The 15,141-nt window shown below is 61.9% G+C and carries 16 protein-coding genes; 5 read left to right on the forward strand and 11 right to left on the reverse strand.

Features of this window, described 5'->3' with window-relative positions; translation table 11 throughout:
• Positions 1 to 11 precede the first annotated feature (11 nt).
• The 6 genes from artJ (V8N38_RS08190) to V8N38_RS08215 all read right to left on the reverse strand — a co-directional run bounded on the left by artJ (V8N38_RS08190) (position 12) and on the right by V8N38_RS08215 (position 4,639).
• Positions 12 to 746, reverse strand: a complete 735-nt coding sequence (gene artJ / locus V8N38_RS08190) for an arginine ABC transporter substrate-binding protein (RefSeq protein WP_033637816.1) — start codon at positions 744 to 746, stop codon at positions 12 to 14.
• Between the two features lie 199 nt (positions 747 to 945).
• Positions 946 to 1,614 carry an arginine ABC transporter permease ArtM gene (artM, locus tag V8N38_RS08195; protein WP_033637817.1) on the reverse strand — a complete coding sequence of 223 codons (669 nt, stop codon included), beginning with the start codon at positions 1,612 to 1,614 and terminating at the stop codon, positions 946 to 948.
• Positions 1,614 to 2,330, reverse strand: coding sequence for an arginine ABC transporter permease ArtQ (gene artQ, locus V8N38_RS08200; RefSeq protein ID WP_025159684.1), 717 nt, complete (start codon positions 2,328 to 2,330; stop codon positions 1,614 to 1,616). The genes artM and artQ overlap by 1 nt, the downstream gene beginning before the upstream one ends.
• A gap of 9 nt (positions 2,331 to 2,339) precedes the next feature.
• Positions 2,340 to 3,071: an arginine ABC transporter substrate-binding protein gene (gene artJ, locus V8N38_RS08205; RefSeq protein WP_147839505.1), complete on the reverse strand. Its 732-nt coding sequence runs from the start codon at positions 3,069 to 3,071 to the stop codon at positions 2,340 to 2,342.
• 32 nt (positions 3,072 to 3,103) lie between these two features.
• Complete coding sequence (gene artP / locus V8N38_RS08210) at positions 3,104 to 3,832, reverse strand: arginine ABC transporter ATP-binding protein ArtP (RefSeq protein ID WP_038884338.1); 729 nt, start codon at positions 3,830 to 3,832, stop codon at positions 3,104 to 3,106.
• A 264-nt stretch (positions 3,833 to 4,096) separates the two neighbouring features.
• A complete protein-coding gene (locus V8N38_RS08215) occupies positions 4,097 to 4,639 on the reverse strand; it encodes a lipoprotein (RefSeq protein ID WP_049202208.1) in 543 nt (180 codons plus the stop codon).
• A gap of 159 nt (positions 4,640 to 4,798) precedes the next feature.
• Between V8N38_RS08215 and V8N38_RS08220 the strand changes: the two genes are divergently transcribed.
• Positions 4,799 to 5,122 (forward strand): heavy metal-binding domain-containing protein, encoded by a 324-nt coding sequence (locus V8N38_RS08220; protein ID WP_004928400.1) that lies wholly within the window; start codon positions 4,799 to 4,801, stop codon positions 5,120 to 5,122.
• A gap of 48 nt (positions 5,123 to 5,170) precedes the next feature.
• On the opposite strand, the gene V8N38_RS08225 is transcribed toward V8N38_RS08220, so the two are convergent.
• Positions 5,171 to 6,697: a DUF3300 domain-containing protein gene (locus V8N38_RS08225; protein WP_147839504.1), complete on the reverse strand. Its 1,527-nt coding sequence runs from the start codon at positions 6,695 to 6,697 to the stop codon at positions 5,171 to 5,173.
• A gap of 187 nt (positions 6,698 to 6,884) precedes the next feature.
• Between V8N38_RS08225 and V8N38_RS08230 the strand changes: the two genes are divergently transcribed.
• Positions 6,885 to 7,721 carry an N-acetylmuramoyl-L-alanine amidase gene (locus tag V8N38_RS08230; protein WP_087762258.1) on the forward strand — a complete coding sequence of 279 codons (837 nt, stop codon included), beginning with the start codon at positions 6,885 to 6,887 and terminating at the stop codon, positions 7,719 to 7,721.
• Here V8N38_RS08230 and V8N38_RS08235 read toward each other — a convergent pair whose 3' ends face one another.
• On the reverse strand, positions 7,722 to 8,732 hold the full coding sequence (locus V8N38_RS08235; protein ID WP_147839503.1) for an NAD-dependent epimerase/dehydratase family protein: 1,011 nt from the start codon (positions 8,730 to 8,732) through the stop codon (positions 7,722 to 7,724).
• A 158-nt stretch (positions 8,733 to 8,890) separates the two neighbouring features.
• Positions 8,891 to 10,330, reverse strand: a complete 1,440-nt coding sequence (locus tag V8N38_RS08240; RefSeq protein WP_147839502.1) for a DUF2867 domain-containing protein — start codon at positions 10,328 to 10,330, stop codon at positions 8,891 to 8,893.
• A 151-nt stretch (positions 10,331 to 10,481) separates the two neighbouring features.
• On the opposite strand from V8N38_RS08240, the gene V8N38_RS08245 reads away from it, so the two are divergent.
• Entirely contained in the window at positions 10,482 to 10,829 is a 348-nt protein-coding gene (locus V8N38_RS08245) for a DUF1294 domain-containing protein (RefSeq protein WP_033654657.1), read from the forward strand.
• Here V8N38_RS08245 and V8N38_RS08250 read toward each other — a convergent pair whose 3' ends face one another.
• Positions 10,830 to 11,657, reverse strand: a complete 828-nt coding sequence (locus tag V8N38_RS08250) for a MurR/RpiR family transcriptional regulator (RefSeq protein ID WP_060421676.1) — start codon at positions 11,655 to 11,657, stop codon at positions 10,830 to 10,832.
• A gap of 167 nt (positions 11,658 to 11,824) precedes the next feature.
• Between V8N38_RS08250 and V8N38_RS08255 the strand changes: the two genes are divergently transcribed.
• On the forward strand, positions 11,825 to 13,381 hold the full coding sequence (locus V8N38_RS08255) for a PTS transporter subunit EIIC (protein ID WP_089185756.1): 1,557 nt from the start codon (positions 11,825 to 11,827) through the stop codon (positions 13,379 to 13,381).
• Entirely contained in the window at positions 13,378 to 14,073 is a 696-nt protein-coding gene (locus V8N38_RS08260) for an N-acetylmannosamine-6-phosphate 2-epimerase (protein WP_087762261.1), read from the forward strand. Before V8N38_RS08255 ends, V8N38_RS08260 begins: the two co-directional genes overlap by 4 nt.
• 30 nt (positions 14,074 to 14,103) lie before the next feature.
• Here the strand turns inward: V8N38_RS08260 and ltaE are convergent, their stop codons facing one another.
• Positions 14,104 to 15,120, reverse strand: a complete 1,017-nt coding sequence (gene ltaE / locus V8N38_RS08265; RefSeq protein ID WP_087762262.1) for a low-specificity L-threonine aldolase — start codon at positions 15,118 to 15,120, stop codon at positions 14,104 to 14,106.
• Positions 15,121 to 15,141 lie beyond the last annotated feature (21 nt).

Below are 15,141 nucleotides of genomic sequence, written 5' to 3' on the forward strand. Positions count from 1 at the left end.
GGCCTTATTGCTTACTGCGGGAACCACTTGTCGTTGATGGCCTTGTAGGTGCCGTCGGCCTTGATGGCGTCCAGCGCGGCGTTCAGCTTGGCCAGCAGCGCCTGGTTGTCGGGGCGTACCGCGATGCCGAGGCCGGTGCCAAAGTATTGCGCATCGGTGATGTGCTCGCCCACCGGCGCCAGCTGCGGGTTGGTTTTCAGCCACTCGTTCACCACGGCGGTGTCGCCGAACACGCCGTCGATACGGCCGTTTTTCAGCTCCAGAATGGCGTTCTGGTAGCTGTCGTAAGAGACGGTGTTAATCTCCGGATGCTTGTCCTGCATGTATTTCTGGTGGGTGGTGCCATTTTCCATGCCGAGCTTTTTGCCTTTCAGATCCGCCAGCGAGCTGAACTTGCCTTTTTGCGCGATCACGATCGCCGAGTTGGCGTAGTAAGGCTGGGTGAAAGCGACCTGTTTGCTGCGCTCCGGCGTGATGTCCATACCGGAAATCACCGCATCGTATTTCTTGAATTTCAGCGCGGCGATCAGGCTGTCGAACGCCTGGTTGGTGAAGGTGCACTGCGCCTGCATCTGCTTGCACAGCGCGTTGGCCAGATCGATATCGAAGCCGACGATCTGGTTGTTGGCGTCCAGCGATTCGAACGGCGGGTAGGTGGCGGAAGCGGCGAAGCGGATGGTCTCGGCCGCGGTAGCGTTAAAGGTGATCCCGGCCAACATCGTCGCGGCAAGCAGCAGTTTTTTCATGCGTAGAGCTCCTGTCTGAATCCTGAAAGTGATTATTCGCTATCGTTTGTTTTTACTGGTAATCGCCAGAGGTTTTTACGTGTGCGCCTGCTGATAACCCTGCCACTGGGTGAATTAAAATGCAATATAAATGATTAAGTATTGCTGTGGGGATAAAAAAAGCCCCGCGCAATGGCGGGGCTCATGGAGGGAGGCGGCCTCAGTTGCGGCGTTCAAACGCCAGCGCGCGGCGCTCCACCAAGCGCATCAGCAGCGTCAGCAGGCCGTTGACGCACAGGTACACCAGGCCTGCGGCACCGAATACCATGACGTCGTAGGTGCGGCCGTACATCAGCTGGCTGTAGCCCATCACCTCCATCAGCGTGATGGTGTAAGCTAGCGAGGTGCTTTTGAACACCAGCACCACTTCGTTGGAGTAAGACGACAGCGCGCGCTTGAAGGCGAACGGCAGCAGGATGCGCAGCGTCTGCCGGCGCGACATGCCCAGCGCTTCGCACGACTGCCACTGTCCGGCGGGAATGGCGCGCACCGCGCCGTAGAACAACTGCGTGGTGTAGGCCGCGCTGTTCAGCGCCAGCGCTATCATCGCGCACAGCCAGGGCTGCGACAGCAGGTTCCACAGCCACGGGTAGTCGCGGATCGCCGGGAACTGACCGGGGCCGTAGTAGATCAGGAAGATCTGCACCAGCAGCGGTGTGCCGGTGAACAGCGTCACGTAGATCTTGACCAGCGGCGTCAGGATTGGCGTTTTCAGCGTCAGTATCACCGTCAGCAGCAGCGACAGCACCAGCGCGACGATCAGCGCGGCGACGGTCAGCGTCAGGCTGGTGTGCAACCCTTTGAGAATCTCCGGTAAATACTCAATCATCAGACCGGCCCCCGCTCAAAGCGCGTGGCGCGCAGCTCAATGCGTTTGATGACGTATTGGCTGAACAGCGTCACCAGCAGGTAGATGGCCGCGGCGATCACATACCAGGTAAAAGGTTCCTGGGTGCGGGTGGCGATGCTCTTGGTTTGCAGCATCAGATCGTTCACGCTGATCAGCGACACCAGCGCGGTGTCTTTCAGCAACACCAGCCACTGGTTGCCGAGGCCGGGCAGGGCGTGGCGCCACATCTGCGGCATGATCAGGCGAAAGAAGATCGCCGCCTTGCCGAGCCCCAGCGCCTGGCCGGATTCCCACTGCCCCTGAGGCACCGCTTTGAGCGCGCCGCGCAGCGTCTGCGAAGCGTAGGCGGAATAGAGCAGGGCCAGAGCGATCACCCCGCACAGGAACGGGCTGACTTCGAAATTGTCGATCGCCAGCTGAATCGGCAGCTGGAACAGACCGAGGTTGAGGGTAAAGCCGTCGGAGAGCATCAGCAGCAGCTGCGACGAGCCGAAATAGATAAACAGCACCACCAGGATTTCCGGCAGGCCGCGCAGCACGGTCACCCAGGCGGTGCCGAGCCAGCTGACCGCTTTCCAGCGGGACGATTCCCATACGGCGAACAGCATCGCCAGAATCAGCCCGAGGATCAGGGCGCAAACGGCAAGGCCGACGGTCATGCCGGCGGCGCTTGCTAAAGGTTGTAATTCATTCATCGGGGCGTATTACTGCTGGAACCATTTTTTGTAGATGGTTTCATAGGTCCCATCCTGCTTGATCTTGTCCAGAGCGGCGTTGAACTTGCCCTGCAGATCGGTGTTCTTCTGGCGTACCGCGATGCCGAGGCCGGTGCCGAAGTAGTCTTTATCCGTCACTTTGGCGCCCACTGCCGCCAGCGCGTCATTCTGCTTCAGCCACTCGTTGACCACTGCGGTATCGCCGAACACCGCATCAACGCGGCCGTTCTTCAGATCCAAAATGGCGTTCTGGTAGCTGTCGTAAGGCACGGTGGTGATTTCCGGGTGCTTGTCGGCCAGGTATTTCTGGTGGGTGGTGCCGTTTTGCACGCCCACTTTCTTGCCTTTCAGCGCCGCCACGTCGGCGATTTTGCCTTTCTGCGCGATGAACAGCGCCGAGTTATCGTAGTACGGCTTGGTGAACAGCACCTGCTTTTCACGCTCCGGCGTGATGTCCATACCGGCCATGACCGCATCGAAACGCTTGAACTTCAGGCTCGGGATCAGGCTGTCGAACGCCTGGTTGGTGAAGGTGCACTCGGCCTGCATCTCTTTGCACAGGGCGTTGGCCAGATCGACATCAAAACCCTGAATCTTGTTGCCGGCGTCAATAAATTCAAATGGAGGATAGGAGGCTTCGGTAGCGAAACGGATCGTTTCGGCTGCGGAGGCGGAAACGCTGATGCCGGCCAGAATGGCGGCGATTATTAGTTTTTTCATCGCAAACTCCCCAAATTACAGCAAGTTAATTGTTAGTGTGATAAGTAGTTGGCAAACTCGGTGGTCCGCGGCTGCGTGAAGTGGCTGCTGTCGCCTTGCTCCACCACGTGGCCGTTTTCCATGTACACCACGCGGCTGGCGGTCTTGCGCGCCACTTCCACTTCGTGGGTGACGATCACCTGCGTGATGCCGGTGCCGGCCAGTTCGCGAATGATGCTGACGATCTGAGCGGTGATTTCCGGATCCAGCGCCGCGGTCGGTTCATCGAACAGCAGCACCTGCGGTTCCATCATCAGGGCACGGGCGATCGCCACGCGCTGCTGCTGGCCGCCGGAAAGGTGCAGCGGGAAGCGATCGGCGAAGTCGGTCAGGCGCAGACGCTTGAGCAGCTTGTCGGCACGCTCCATCGCTTGAGCCTTGGTCAGACCCAGCACGCGGCAAGGCGCTTCGATCAGGTTCTGAACCACGGTGAGGTGAGGCCACAGGTTGTATTGCTGGAAGACCATGCCGACATTTTGGCGCAGTTCGCGAATGGCTTTCTCGCCCGGCGCCTGCTTAAAGTCGAATTGGTTGCCGGCGATCTGCAGTTGGCCCGAACGCGGCATTTCCAGCAGGTTCAGCACCCGCAGCAATGAACTTTTCCCGGCGCCGCTTGGGCCAAGCAGCACCAGGGTTTCCCCGGCTGGACAATCCAGCGTGATGTCAAACAGCGCCTGGTGAGCGCCGTAATAGCAATTGATACCGTTAAGTTGAATACTCATGCGCCAGAATTGAATAGACATTGATGCCGCAAATGTTAACTTCCACAGAATACTTATGCAATCTTTGTGCGTTAAAATTTATGAGTGTGCGGCGGGACAGTAAAAGATTAGCACAAGATACCGCGACTCAAGCCGAGGGAGGGGATTTGTGGCGCAGGCTGTGAGATCGGTAGCGAAATTTTTTCTATTGGACGAAATTCGAGCGGTGGGCGGACGGCGGGGATGACCGACGCGGCAAGCCCGCGTCGGCCGGGGTATTGCGGGTTACTGGTTTTCCAGCACCTGGCGCACGCTGCCGTTGGTGGCGTGCGCTGGAACATTCAGGTAGCGAATATCATCAACCACCCAGCAGGTGCCTTCGCGTACCATCAGCACTTCGTCCTGCCAGTTCACGGTGCTGTTGGCGTCTTTTTGGTAGCTCAAGTCAACGCGCAGCGGGATGTTTTTCGCATCGGTGTTAGGAATGGTCGAGGCGCTGGCGACGGACGCGCTGCTTGGCCCCTGCGCATTGCCGGAGAACAGATCGCCGGTTATCCGGTGCTTGCCCGGGTTCTGGCCGGCGCTGACCAGATCCTGATACAGCACTTTGCTCAGGTAAGGTTGCAGCTGCGCCAGGCGGTTACTGTCCGGCAGGCCGGCGCCCTGCTGGATGCGCAGGTCATAGAACTTTTGCGCGACCGTATCCGGGCCGCCTTCCACACAGCTGCCGCTGCGGGTGCCGATATCCTTGTATGCCGGTTCCACCGTGGTACAGGCACTCAGCAACAGCGCTAAGGGTAAAACAGCCGCAATCGTTTTTGTTTTCATCTTATTACCTTATGTGAAAGTCTCTACCATGAAGACCGATAGCTTACAGTATAAATGCGTTTTTTGGCCTTGCATTCGTACTGCGTGCCATTGATTAAGCGAACATAATGCCAATCCTCTGGTCATAGATACGTTGAATTAATCAAACAAGGAATTCTGATGCAGCTTTCAACTACCCCGACCCTGGAAGGGTTCACCATCACCGAATACTGCGGCGTCGTGACCGGCGAAGCGATCCTCGGCGCCAACATTTTTCGTGATTTCTTCGCCGGCGTGCGCGATATCGTCGGCGGCCGCTCGGGCGCTTATGAGAAAGAGCTGCGCAAGGCGCGCTTGATCGCGTTCGAAGAGCTGGAAGATCAGGCGAAAGAGCTGGGCGCCAACGCGGTGGTCGGCATTGATATCGATTATGAAACCGTTGGTAAAGACGGCAGCATGCTGATGGTGACCGTCAGCGGCACCGCGGTGAAAGTCAGCCGCTAACGCCATTCTCGCGCCCCGGCCATTCTGCCGGGGCGACGTTCTCTTGCTTTACCCCACCTTGTGCTGCTCGACGATCGGGCGGTGCTCCTGCGGTTTTACCGGCGCCGGCTCCTGGCGATGCTGTATCGGCTGAACGAACGACGGGCGGATCTGCGGCGCCGGGGCCGGATGCGGCATGACGCGTTCTTGCGGCATCGGCGTCGGGCGCACTACCGCCGGGTGCGGCGCTACGGCCGGTTCGCGCACCGCCGGCTGAGCGACGTGAGGTGCGACCTGAACCGGTGGCCGCATGGCGGATTGATGCACCGGCGTGACGGCCGGCATTGGATGCGTCTGTACCGGCGCTGAATGCACGGCCATCGGTTGCTGCGCGTGGGGCACCGCAGGCGCGGTATGCGTGAACGTCGGCATGCTCATCGGTTGCTGCACATGGGGCGCGTTGACCGATTGTTGCACGTGCGGCGCGGCCGCTACCGGTTGGGTATGCGCAAAGTTCGGCATGGTCATCGGCGCATGGGCCGCAGGCGCGACGCGCGGCTGTTGCGGCGCCGCGTTCGGCGTCGATTGATTGAAGCGCGGCGTCGGCGCGGCGGGGGGCGTATTGTAGTTGTTCACCGTGCTGGTGGTGCTGCGATTCACATTGTTGACGTTGTTATATTGGTTGATGTTGGTGACGCGATTCACCACGGTGGTGGAATGCGACACGTAGGGCGCATTGCGGTAGACCACCGGTTGGCGTCGATCGTCCCAGCGCATATCCCAGTTGTGCCAGCCGCTGTTGTGTTGGTTGAGCAAAGAGGCGACCGCGATGCCGACGCCGAAGCTGATCACGCCGGCCGCCAACATGTCGCCGCCGCTATAGCCCGAAGGCTGATACTGATAGCTGGGGTAGGCGGGGATCGGCGTGCCGTAGGCCACCCAGGGATCGTAATGCGGGACGTAAACCGTATCCGGCTGGCTGGGCTCGATGACGATGGTTTCGCCCGGCGCTGCGACCACGCTCTGGCGATAAGACTGTTGCTCAACGTAACGGGTGGTGGGAGCCACGACGATGCGCTGCTGTGGGGTGTTTTTCAGCGTACCCTGGCTGGCCGCCCGCTGGCGCATTACCTGAATGGCGTTCATCACGTCGGTGGGATCGTTGAGGTAGGCGCTGCCCAGGGCGGTGGTCCAGGGGATGTTCTTCGCCATCTGATCGAGCACGTCGGGGAATTGCACCAGGCCGCGCACGCTGGGATCCCAGGGCTGAGCGTCGGCCGCCGAGCTGAGCGCCGCCGGCTGCAGGCCGCGGTTTTGCGCCAGCCAGGCATCCGCGGCGCTGATTTGGTCAGGGTAACCCGCGCCGGCCAACACTTGCGCCAGCAACTTATCGGGGAACAGCGCCACCGGGCTGACCAACTGGTACAGCTGATCGGCAGTCAGCGGCGTATAGGCCGGCGCACTTGCAGTGGCGGCGGGAGCGGCCGGGGGCGGCGTGCTCCCGCCCATCGCACCGGCGACTTTTTGCTGATCGCAGCCGCTGAGCGGCAGCATGGCGGCACAGAGCAACCAGGACAGATAGCGTGGTGTGAACATGTTCGACTCCGCTCTTTCAGCGCAGATGATACTTTGAGACTATCATGGGGGGCGCAGGGCGCCAGCCGAGAGAAACACTCGCTTGCACATCGGCGCTATCTGTCATCATTTCTCGATGAGCGTGATGATTGGATACAGGCTAATCGCGTCGCCTTACCATTTTCACGGACGACAATCAGGAGGATAAGTGAAAATTTGGCCAGGGATTATCGCCGCCGCGCTGTTGGCGGGGTGCCAAAATCCACAGCAGGACACGCTCGTCGATCGCGGCGCTTACCAGCTCGAAACCCTGCATCAGGCGCAGGGTGCCGATCAGCGCATCCGGTTTTTGGTGATGCACTACACGGCGGAAGACTTCCATTCATCGCTGAAAACGCTGACCGACGAGCACGTCAGCGCCCATTATCTGCTGCCGGCACACCCGCAGCGCGAGCACGGCAAACCGACGGTGTACCGGCTGGTGCCGGAGGCGATGCGCGCCTGGCATGCCGGCACCAGCGCCTGGCGCGGTCGCAGCAACCTCAACGACACCTCGATCGGCATCGAAATCGTCAACAAGGGCTTCACCCGCAGCATGCTGTTCACCCACTGGCAACCCTATACGGCGGAGCAGATCGCCGTGCTGATCCCGCTGAGCCGCGACATTATCCAACGCTATGGCATCCAGCCGCAGGACGTGGTGGGGCACAGCGATATCGCGCCGCAGCGCAAACAGGATCCCGGCCCACTGTTCCCCTGGCGGCAGCTGGCCCAGGCCGGCATCGGCGCCTGGCCGGACGAACGAGACGTGCAGCGTTTGCTGGCGGGGCGCGATCGTCATGCGCCGGTACCGATGGCGCCGCTGCTCGAAAAGCTGGCGCGTTACGGCTATGCGATCGACCCGTCATGGGATGCGCGGCAGCAGCGCAACGTGGTAGCGGCGTTTCAGATGCACTTCCGGCCCGACGATGTGCGCGGCGAGCCGGATGCAGAGAGTGAAGCGATTGTCGATGCGCTGCTGGTGAAGTACGGCGCGGCGCGTTGATTACAGGCCGTGCAGCTTGCCGTGATCTTTCAGCCAGCGGGCGGTGCGCGCGATGCCTTCTTCCAGCGAGACGATCGGCTGATAGCCCAGCTCTTGCTGCGCGCGGGTGGTATCGAGCGTGAGGTCGAAGTTGAGTTTGGCGACGCCGTAGTGGGTCAGCACCGGCTCCTTCTCGCTTTTGCTGACGAGGCGTTCCATGCCGCGCGCCATCATATCGAGCATCGGATAGGGGACGGAGCGGATATGGCACTTCATGCCCAGATCGTCGATCAGCTGCTGCACCACGGTGCGTAGCGGGCGCGGCTGCTGGTTGGTGATGTTGTAGGCGCGGCCGGACGGGGTATCTTCTTTTAGCGTCGCCAGCCACATGGCGTGCACCGCATTCTCCAGATAGGTCATGTCCACCATCGCCGCGCCGCCGCGCGGCAGCAGCAGGTTGCCGTAGCGTTTGATCATCTGTAGCAGCCGCGGCAGCATCACCTTGTCGTGCGGTCCGAACAATCCCTGCGGGCGCAGAATGGTGAAATGGGTCTGCGGATTGGACAGCGCCAACTGCTGGATCACCTGCTCGCCGGCGGCCTTGCTGCGCGCGAATTCGTTGGCGTAGCGCTGCGGGCGGAAGTCTTCGGTCACGTTGCGGTGATGGTGGTAATCGAAATAGATCGCCGGGGAGGAGATGTGAATGAACTGCGCTACGCCGTAGGCCGCCGCCCATTCGCCGAGGCGGCGGGTGGCGCGGACGTTGGCCAGTTCGAAGGCCTCTTCGGTACCCCAGGGCGAGGTAAAGCTGGAGCAGTGCCACAGCACGTCGACGTCCGCCAGCATCGCCTTGGCTTGCGAAGAGATCAGATTGGTGAGATCGGCATGAATAAACTCCGCGCCCATTTTTTCCAGCAGGCCGCCCATCGCCTGGTTGCGGCCGGTGGCGCGCACTTTGATGCCCTGGCGGCGCAGATATTCAACGGCGTTACGGCCTAACCCACTGGTGGCACCGGTGACCAATACCTTCATAACGGACTCTATTCTCACCCAAAATCGGAATACCGGCGGGCGCTTGCGGCGCTCCCAGCAAATAAGATGCCATTCTTCCGTGATTTCGTGCGCTATGCAATCGGAAAGCCCCGAAGCACAGCGGCAAACTGTGCGGTTGATCGACAAATGAACGGCGTTCAGCGCTGTTGGCGATCCCGGCTCTCAGCAAGCTCGGCGATGCGCTTCGCCATGCCGCGAAAAATGAACAGGTGTGCGGGCATCATGGCGAACCAATACAGCAGCCCGCTGAAGCCGGCCGGATGCCACCAGGCGCGCACGTCCAGCGTGCGGCGATCGCCGTGATCGGTGATGCTGAAGCTCAGCCGCCCCAGCCCCGGTGCCTTCATGCCGAACAGCAGCGCCAGTTGCCGCAGCGGCTTCAGCGTGATGACTTTCCAGCCGTCGATCTCGTCGCCCAGCGCCAGGGTCGCGCGCGCCGGGCGGCCGTAGACCACCCCGTTGCCGATCATGTCGTCCATGCGAGCGCGGATCCGCCACAGAATATTGGCGTAGAAATAGCCTTCTTCGCCCCCCAGCTGCTGCACCGTTTGCCACAGGGCCTCGCGGGTGGCGGCGGTGTCAAGCGAACAACCGGCCTGTTTTGGATAGTAACCGTAGCCGGGGCGCCAGCGGGCCCGCGCCGCCGGATCGTAGCCCCAGTCGGCGGAATCGACCACCTCCTGTTCGCGCTGCAGCGTGGTGGCGACCGCCTGATCAAAGGTGTGCAGCCGCTGCGGGATCAGGGCCTGCAGCGGCCGGCCGTCGGCGGGCAGATCGTGCTTCAGCCCCTGGATCAGCGCGCGGGCGATCGGCGGCGGCACCGAGGTGATCAGGCTGATGAACCACACCGAAATCAGCCGCGTCGGCAAAGGGATCGGGATCAGCCAGCGCCGCTTGCCGCTGAGGGCGATAAAGCGTTTGAACATATCCTGATAGCTGAGGTACTCCGGCCCGGCAACGTCGAAGATGCGGTGCTCCTGCGCCGGGTGCGCCAGCAGATCGGCCAGATAAACCAGCAGGTTCTCCAGCGCCACCGGCGACGACTTCGAACGCACCCAGCGCGGCGGCGTCAGCACCGGCAGGTTATAGACCATGTCGCGCATCACTTCGAACGCCGCCGAGCCGGGGCCGACGATGATGCCGGCGCGCAGCTCGGTCACCGGCACGCCGCTCTGGCGCAAGATCTCGCCGGTCAGGCGGCGGGCCGCCAGGTGCGGTGAGCTGTCGTCGTTCGGCTGCAGCGCGCCGAGAAAGATCACCTGTTTGACGCCGGCATTGCGCAGCGCGTCGCGTAGGTTTTCCGCCGCCTGGCGCTCCTTCTCGATAAAATCGTCGCCGTCGCCCATCGCGTGTACCAGATAGTAAAGCGTATCGATCTCCCACAGCGCCGCGCTCAGGGTATCCGGGCGATACAGATCGGCATACAGGCAGTTGACCTGCGGCCAGTTCCGCTCCTGCAGCCACTCGATGCGCCGCGCGGCGGCGGTAATCTGGTGCCCCTGTTCGATCAGGTGCGGGATCAGGTTCTGGCCTATATAGCCGCTGGCTCCAAGAACCAGTACGCGTTGGGGTGTCATCGGGCCGCCTTGTGCGGTAGAGGATTGGCAGAACGACAGGATGCCAAATTCAGGGTTTAAATGCACTTTTTGTATGGGTATAAGCCGGTTGCATCCATCCTGGCGCAGGTTCACACTACGCGCCCCCTTACCGAACGAAAAACCGGATGTCATGAAGCTCAATGTGATTTGTTACGCCCTGCTGGGCCTGGCGCTGGTCGCCAGCCTGTTCTCGCTGCATCCGGTGTGGATGTGGTTGCTGTTGGCCAACCTGCTGACGTTTCTGATCTACGGCGGCGATAAGCTGGCGGCGCGCAAAGGGTGGCGGCGGGTACCGGAGGCGACGCTGTTGCTGTTCGGCGCGCTGGGCGGATGGTTGGGCGCACTGGCGGCACAGCAGCTGTTTCGCCACAAAACCCAGAAGCAGCCGTTTAAAACCTGGTTCATCCTCAGCGTGGCGCTCAACCTGGTGGCGGTGCTGGGGCTGTGGTACTGGGTTTATGGCCGCTGGATCTTCTGATTACAACAGCAGCGGTAGGGTAGCGCTCGCGGTAGCCTGCATCGCCTGAGCGTAGGCGGGATCGCGCTGAGCCAGTTCGGCGATCATCAACTCCACCAGCAGCATGGCGCCGACCTTGGCCGGCAGGGCACCGGCGGTCAGCGGCCCTTCCGGTTTGGCTGCCACCAGCAGCGTATCCGCCATTTTAGCCAGCGGGCTGCGTTGGGTGTTGCTGATTGCGATCACGCGTGCGCCGCGCCCTTTGGCCAACGCCACCGCATGCAGCACGTCCTTGGTGGAGCCGGAGCTGGAGATGACGATCAGCAGATCCCGCTCACTCAGCGAGGCGGCGTTCATCGCCGCCCGGTGCATGTCGCTGAACAGCTGCGCCGGTTTGCCGAGGCGCAACAGTTTGTAGTGCAGAAAATCGCCGATGATGGCGCTGGCGGCGACGCCGTAAATCTGTACCGAAGCGCAACGCTGCAGGCTGTCCGCCGCCTGTTGCAGCGCCTGAGGATCCAACAGCGCGCCGGTATCCCGCAGCGCCTGCACGCTCTCTTCCACCAAATTTTCCGTTGCGCTTTGCCGCGTCGTCGCCTCCGGCTGGTTTTGTTGCAGGCTGAGGGCCAGCGCCATTTTAAATTCGGTATAGCCTTTACAGCCCAGATGGCGGCACAGCCGCGTGACGCTGGCTTCGCTGGTGGCGCTTTCACGCGCCAGTTCGGTGATGGTCAGGTAAACGGCGCGGGAGGGCTCCGCAAGAAGATAGTTGCCGAGCTTTTGCAGCGTGGGGCTGTACCCCGCCAAATCCTGCCGCAGCCGCAATAACAAGTTGCCTGTATTCATCACGTTACCTTTCTGAGTATGCCCGTTTCTATTGTGGCGGAAAGACGCCGCCGCTCGCCAGCAAAATCGACGGATTGTGAAGCCGATCATCGTTATGAATAAAATTTTCATTAAATAAATTTTAATGTGGTAAAAATTTTCATCATAAAAATGATAGCGGGGAAAAATTTATGTCAACACCAGAATTGTCACGCTCCGGCGGCTGGTTCGAAAAAGCCCAGCTGTTCGGCAAATCGTTCATGCTGCCGATCGCCGTGCTGCCGGCGGCCGGCCTGCTGCTGGGGATCGGCGGTGCGCTGTCCAACCCCAATACCGTCGAGGCGTATCCCTGGCTCGACGTCGGCTGGCTGCAAAGCGTATTTACGGTGATGGCCAGCGCCGGCGCCATCGTGTTCGCCAACCTGGCGGTCCTGTTCGCGGTCGGCGTGGCGGTGGGGTTGGCCAAAAGCGACAAGGGCACGGCGGGGCTGGCCTCGCTGATCGCCTATTTGGTGATGAATGCCACCATCAATGCGCTGTTGAAAATCAACGGCACGCTGGCCACGCAGAACGCCGGCGCGGTGGGGCAGGGAACGATTCTCGGGATCCAGACGCTGGAGACCGGGGTGTTCGGCGGGGTGGTCATCGGTCTGGTGACCTGGTATCTGCACGGCCGCTACAACAAAATAGCGCTGCCGCCGTTCCTGGGCTTTTTCGGCGGCTCGCGCTTTGTGCCGATCGTCAGCTCACTGGCGGCGATGGCGGTCGGCGCCCTGATGACCGTGGTGTGGCCGCCTTTCCAACGGCTGATCTTCGGCATGGGCGGCCTGGTGGACGCCAGCGGCTATCTCGGCACCTTTATCTACGGCTTCGTGCTGCGCATGCTTGGGCCGTTCGGCCTGCATCACATCTTCTACCTGCCGTTCTGGACCACCGCGCTCGGCGGCAGCGAAGTGATCAACGGACAGCTGGTGGAAGGCACGCAGCGCATTTTCTTCGCCCAGTTGGCCGACCCGAATACGCAGCAGTTCTACATCGGCACGGCGCGTTTCATGTCCGGCCGCTTTATCACCATGATGTTTGGCCTGGTCGGCGCCTGCCTGGCGATGTACCAAAGCGCGCGCCCGGAGAACCGCAAGCGCGTCGGCGGGCTGCTGCTGTCGGCGGCGCTGACCTCTTTCCTGACCGGCATCACTGAGCCTATCGAATTCTCGTTCCTGTTCATCGCGCCGGCGCTGTACGTGGTGCACGCGCTGTTCGACGGCCTGGCGTTTGCGATCGCGCACATTCTGCATATCACCATCGGCCAGACGTTCTCCGGCGGTTTTATCGATTTCATGCTGTTCGGCGTGCTGCAGGGCGAAGCGAAAACCCATTGGATGTATGTGCCGCTGGTCGGGGTGCCCTGGTTCTTCCTGTACTACTTCACGTTCCGTTTCCTGATCCTGCGCTTCAATTTCAAAACGCCGGGGCGCGAGGTGGAAACCGTGCCGGAAGCGGTGATGAGCGGCACCGAACGCTCGCAGCAGGTGCTGGCGGCGCTGGGTGGCAAAGAGAATATCGTCGAACTGGATTGTTGCGCCACGCGGCTGCGCGTGACGGTAAAACAGAGCCGGTTGCTGGACGAGGGCGGGCTGAAGGCCAGCGGCGCGCGGGCGGTGATCGTTCGCGGCAACGGCGTTCAGGTGATCTATGGCCCGCACGTGACCATTATTAAAAACGAAGTCGAGGAGTTGTTGGATTTATGACGCTTTCCATTTTGCAGCAGATTAAGGGCCGGCTGGTGGTGTCTTGCCAGGCACTGGCCGACGAGCCGCTGCACAGCGATTTTATCATGGCACGCATGGCGCTGGCGGCCGAGCAAGGCGGTGCGGCGGCGATTCGCGCCAACGGCGTCGAAGACGTTAAAGCCATCATGCGCACGGTGGCGCTGCCGGTGATCGGCATTATCAAGCGCGATTATGCCGGTAGCGATGTCTATATCACGCCGACCCTGCGTGAAATCGATGAGCTGATGGCTGCGGCGCCACAGATGATTGCGCTGGACGCGACCGGCCACCCTCGGCCAGGGGAGCTGCAGCTGGCGGCGTTGGTTGCCGCGATCCGCGCCAGGTATCCCCGGCTGCTGCTGATGGCGGACATCGCCACCGTGGAAGAGGCGCAAGAGGCTGCCAGGTTGGGGTTCGACTGCGTGGGCACCACGCTGCACGGCTATACCGCCGAAAGCCGGGGCGCCCGACTGGCGGAGGACGATTTCGGTTTTCTGCGCGCGGTGTTGGCGGCGGTGCCGGTGCCGGTCATCGCCGAGGGCAATGTCGAAACGCCGGCGATGGCCGCACGCTGCCTGACGTTGGGGGCGCATGCGGTCGTGGTGGGCGGCGCCATTACGCGCCCGCAGCAGATCACTCGCCGTTTTGTCGAGGCCATCGGTGGGCGGTGAAGGGCTCCCCGGCGCGCCGGGGAGGAGGGATCAGGCGTGCTGCTGGAGGAACTCCCGCCACAGCTCGACCACCCGCTGCAGATCCTGACGGCTGACGTCGAGGTGGGTCAGAATGCGCGTCAGCGGGCCGCTGCTGATCAGCACGCCGCGTTCGCGCATCCACGGGCCGAATTTGGCCGCCAGCGCAGGCGATTGGCGCAGGTACAGCACGTTGGTCTGTGCGCCGGGTTCGGCGATCTCTACGCCGATCTGCCGCAGCTGTTGCTCCAGCCAGACCGCGTTGTCATGGTCTTCGCGCAGCCGCGCGACGTTATGCTCCAAAGCGTAAAGACCGGCCGCCGCCAGGATGCCGGCCTGACGCAGCCCGCCGCCGGTCATCTTGCGCCAGCGCAGCGCGCGCTGAATGAAGGCCTCGCTGCCGCACAGCAGCGATCCGACCGGTGCGCCCAATCCTTTTGACAGGCAAATGGTGAAGGTGTCGCAGTATTGCACGATCTCTTTCAACGGCAGGTTCAGCGCCACGGCGGCGTTGAAGATGCGCGCGCCGTCGATATGCAGCGCCAGCTGCCGCTCGCGGGTAAACTGCCACGCCTGCTGCAGGTAGGCCTGCGGCAGAACTCGGCCGCTGATGGTGTTTTCCAGGCTCAGCAGCCGGGTGCGGGCGAAGTGGATATCGTCGGGTTTGATGGCGGCGGCGAGCTTGTCCAGCGGCAGCGTGCCGTCCGCGTCGGCCTCGATCGGCTGCGGCTGGATGCTGCCCAGCACCGCCGCGCCGCCGGCCTCGTATTTATAGTTGTGCGCCTGTTGGCCGACCAGATACTCGTCGCCGCGCTGGCAGTGGCTCAGCAGCGCCACCAGGTTGGCCTGGGTGCCGCTGGGCAAAAACAGCGCCGCTTCTTTGCCCGACAGGCGTACCGCCTCGGCCTCCAGCGCGTTGACCGTCGGGTCATCGCCGTAGACGTCGTCGCCGACCTCTGCCTGAGCCATCGCCTGGCGCATGGTGGCGCTGGGGCGGGTGACGGTGTCGCTGCGTAGATCGATAAGCATAGGGTTCCTGGAATGTAAGGG

The organism is Serratia nevei (assembly GCF_037948395.1).
Lineage (GTDB): Bacteria > Pseudomonadota > Gammaproteobacteria > Enterobacterales > Enterobacteriaceae > Serratia > Serratia nevei.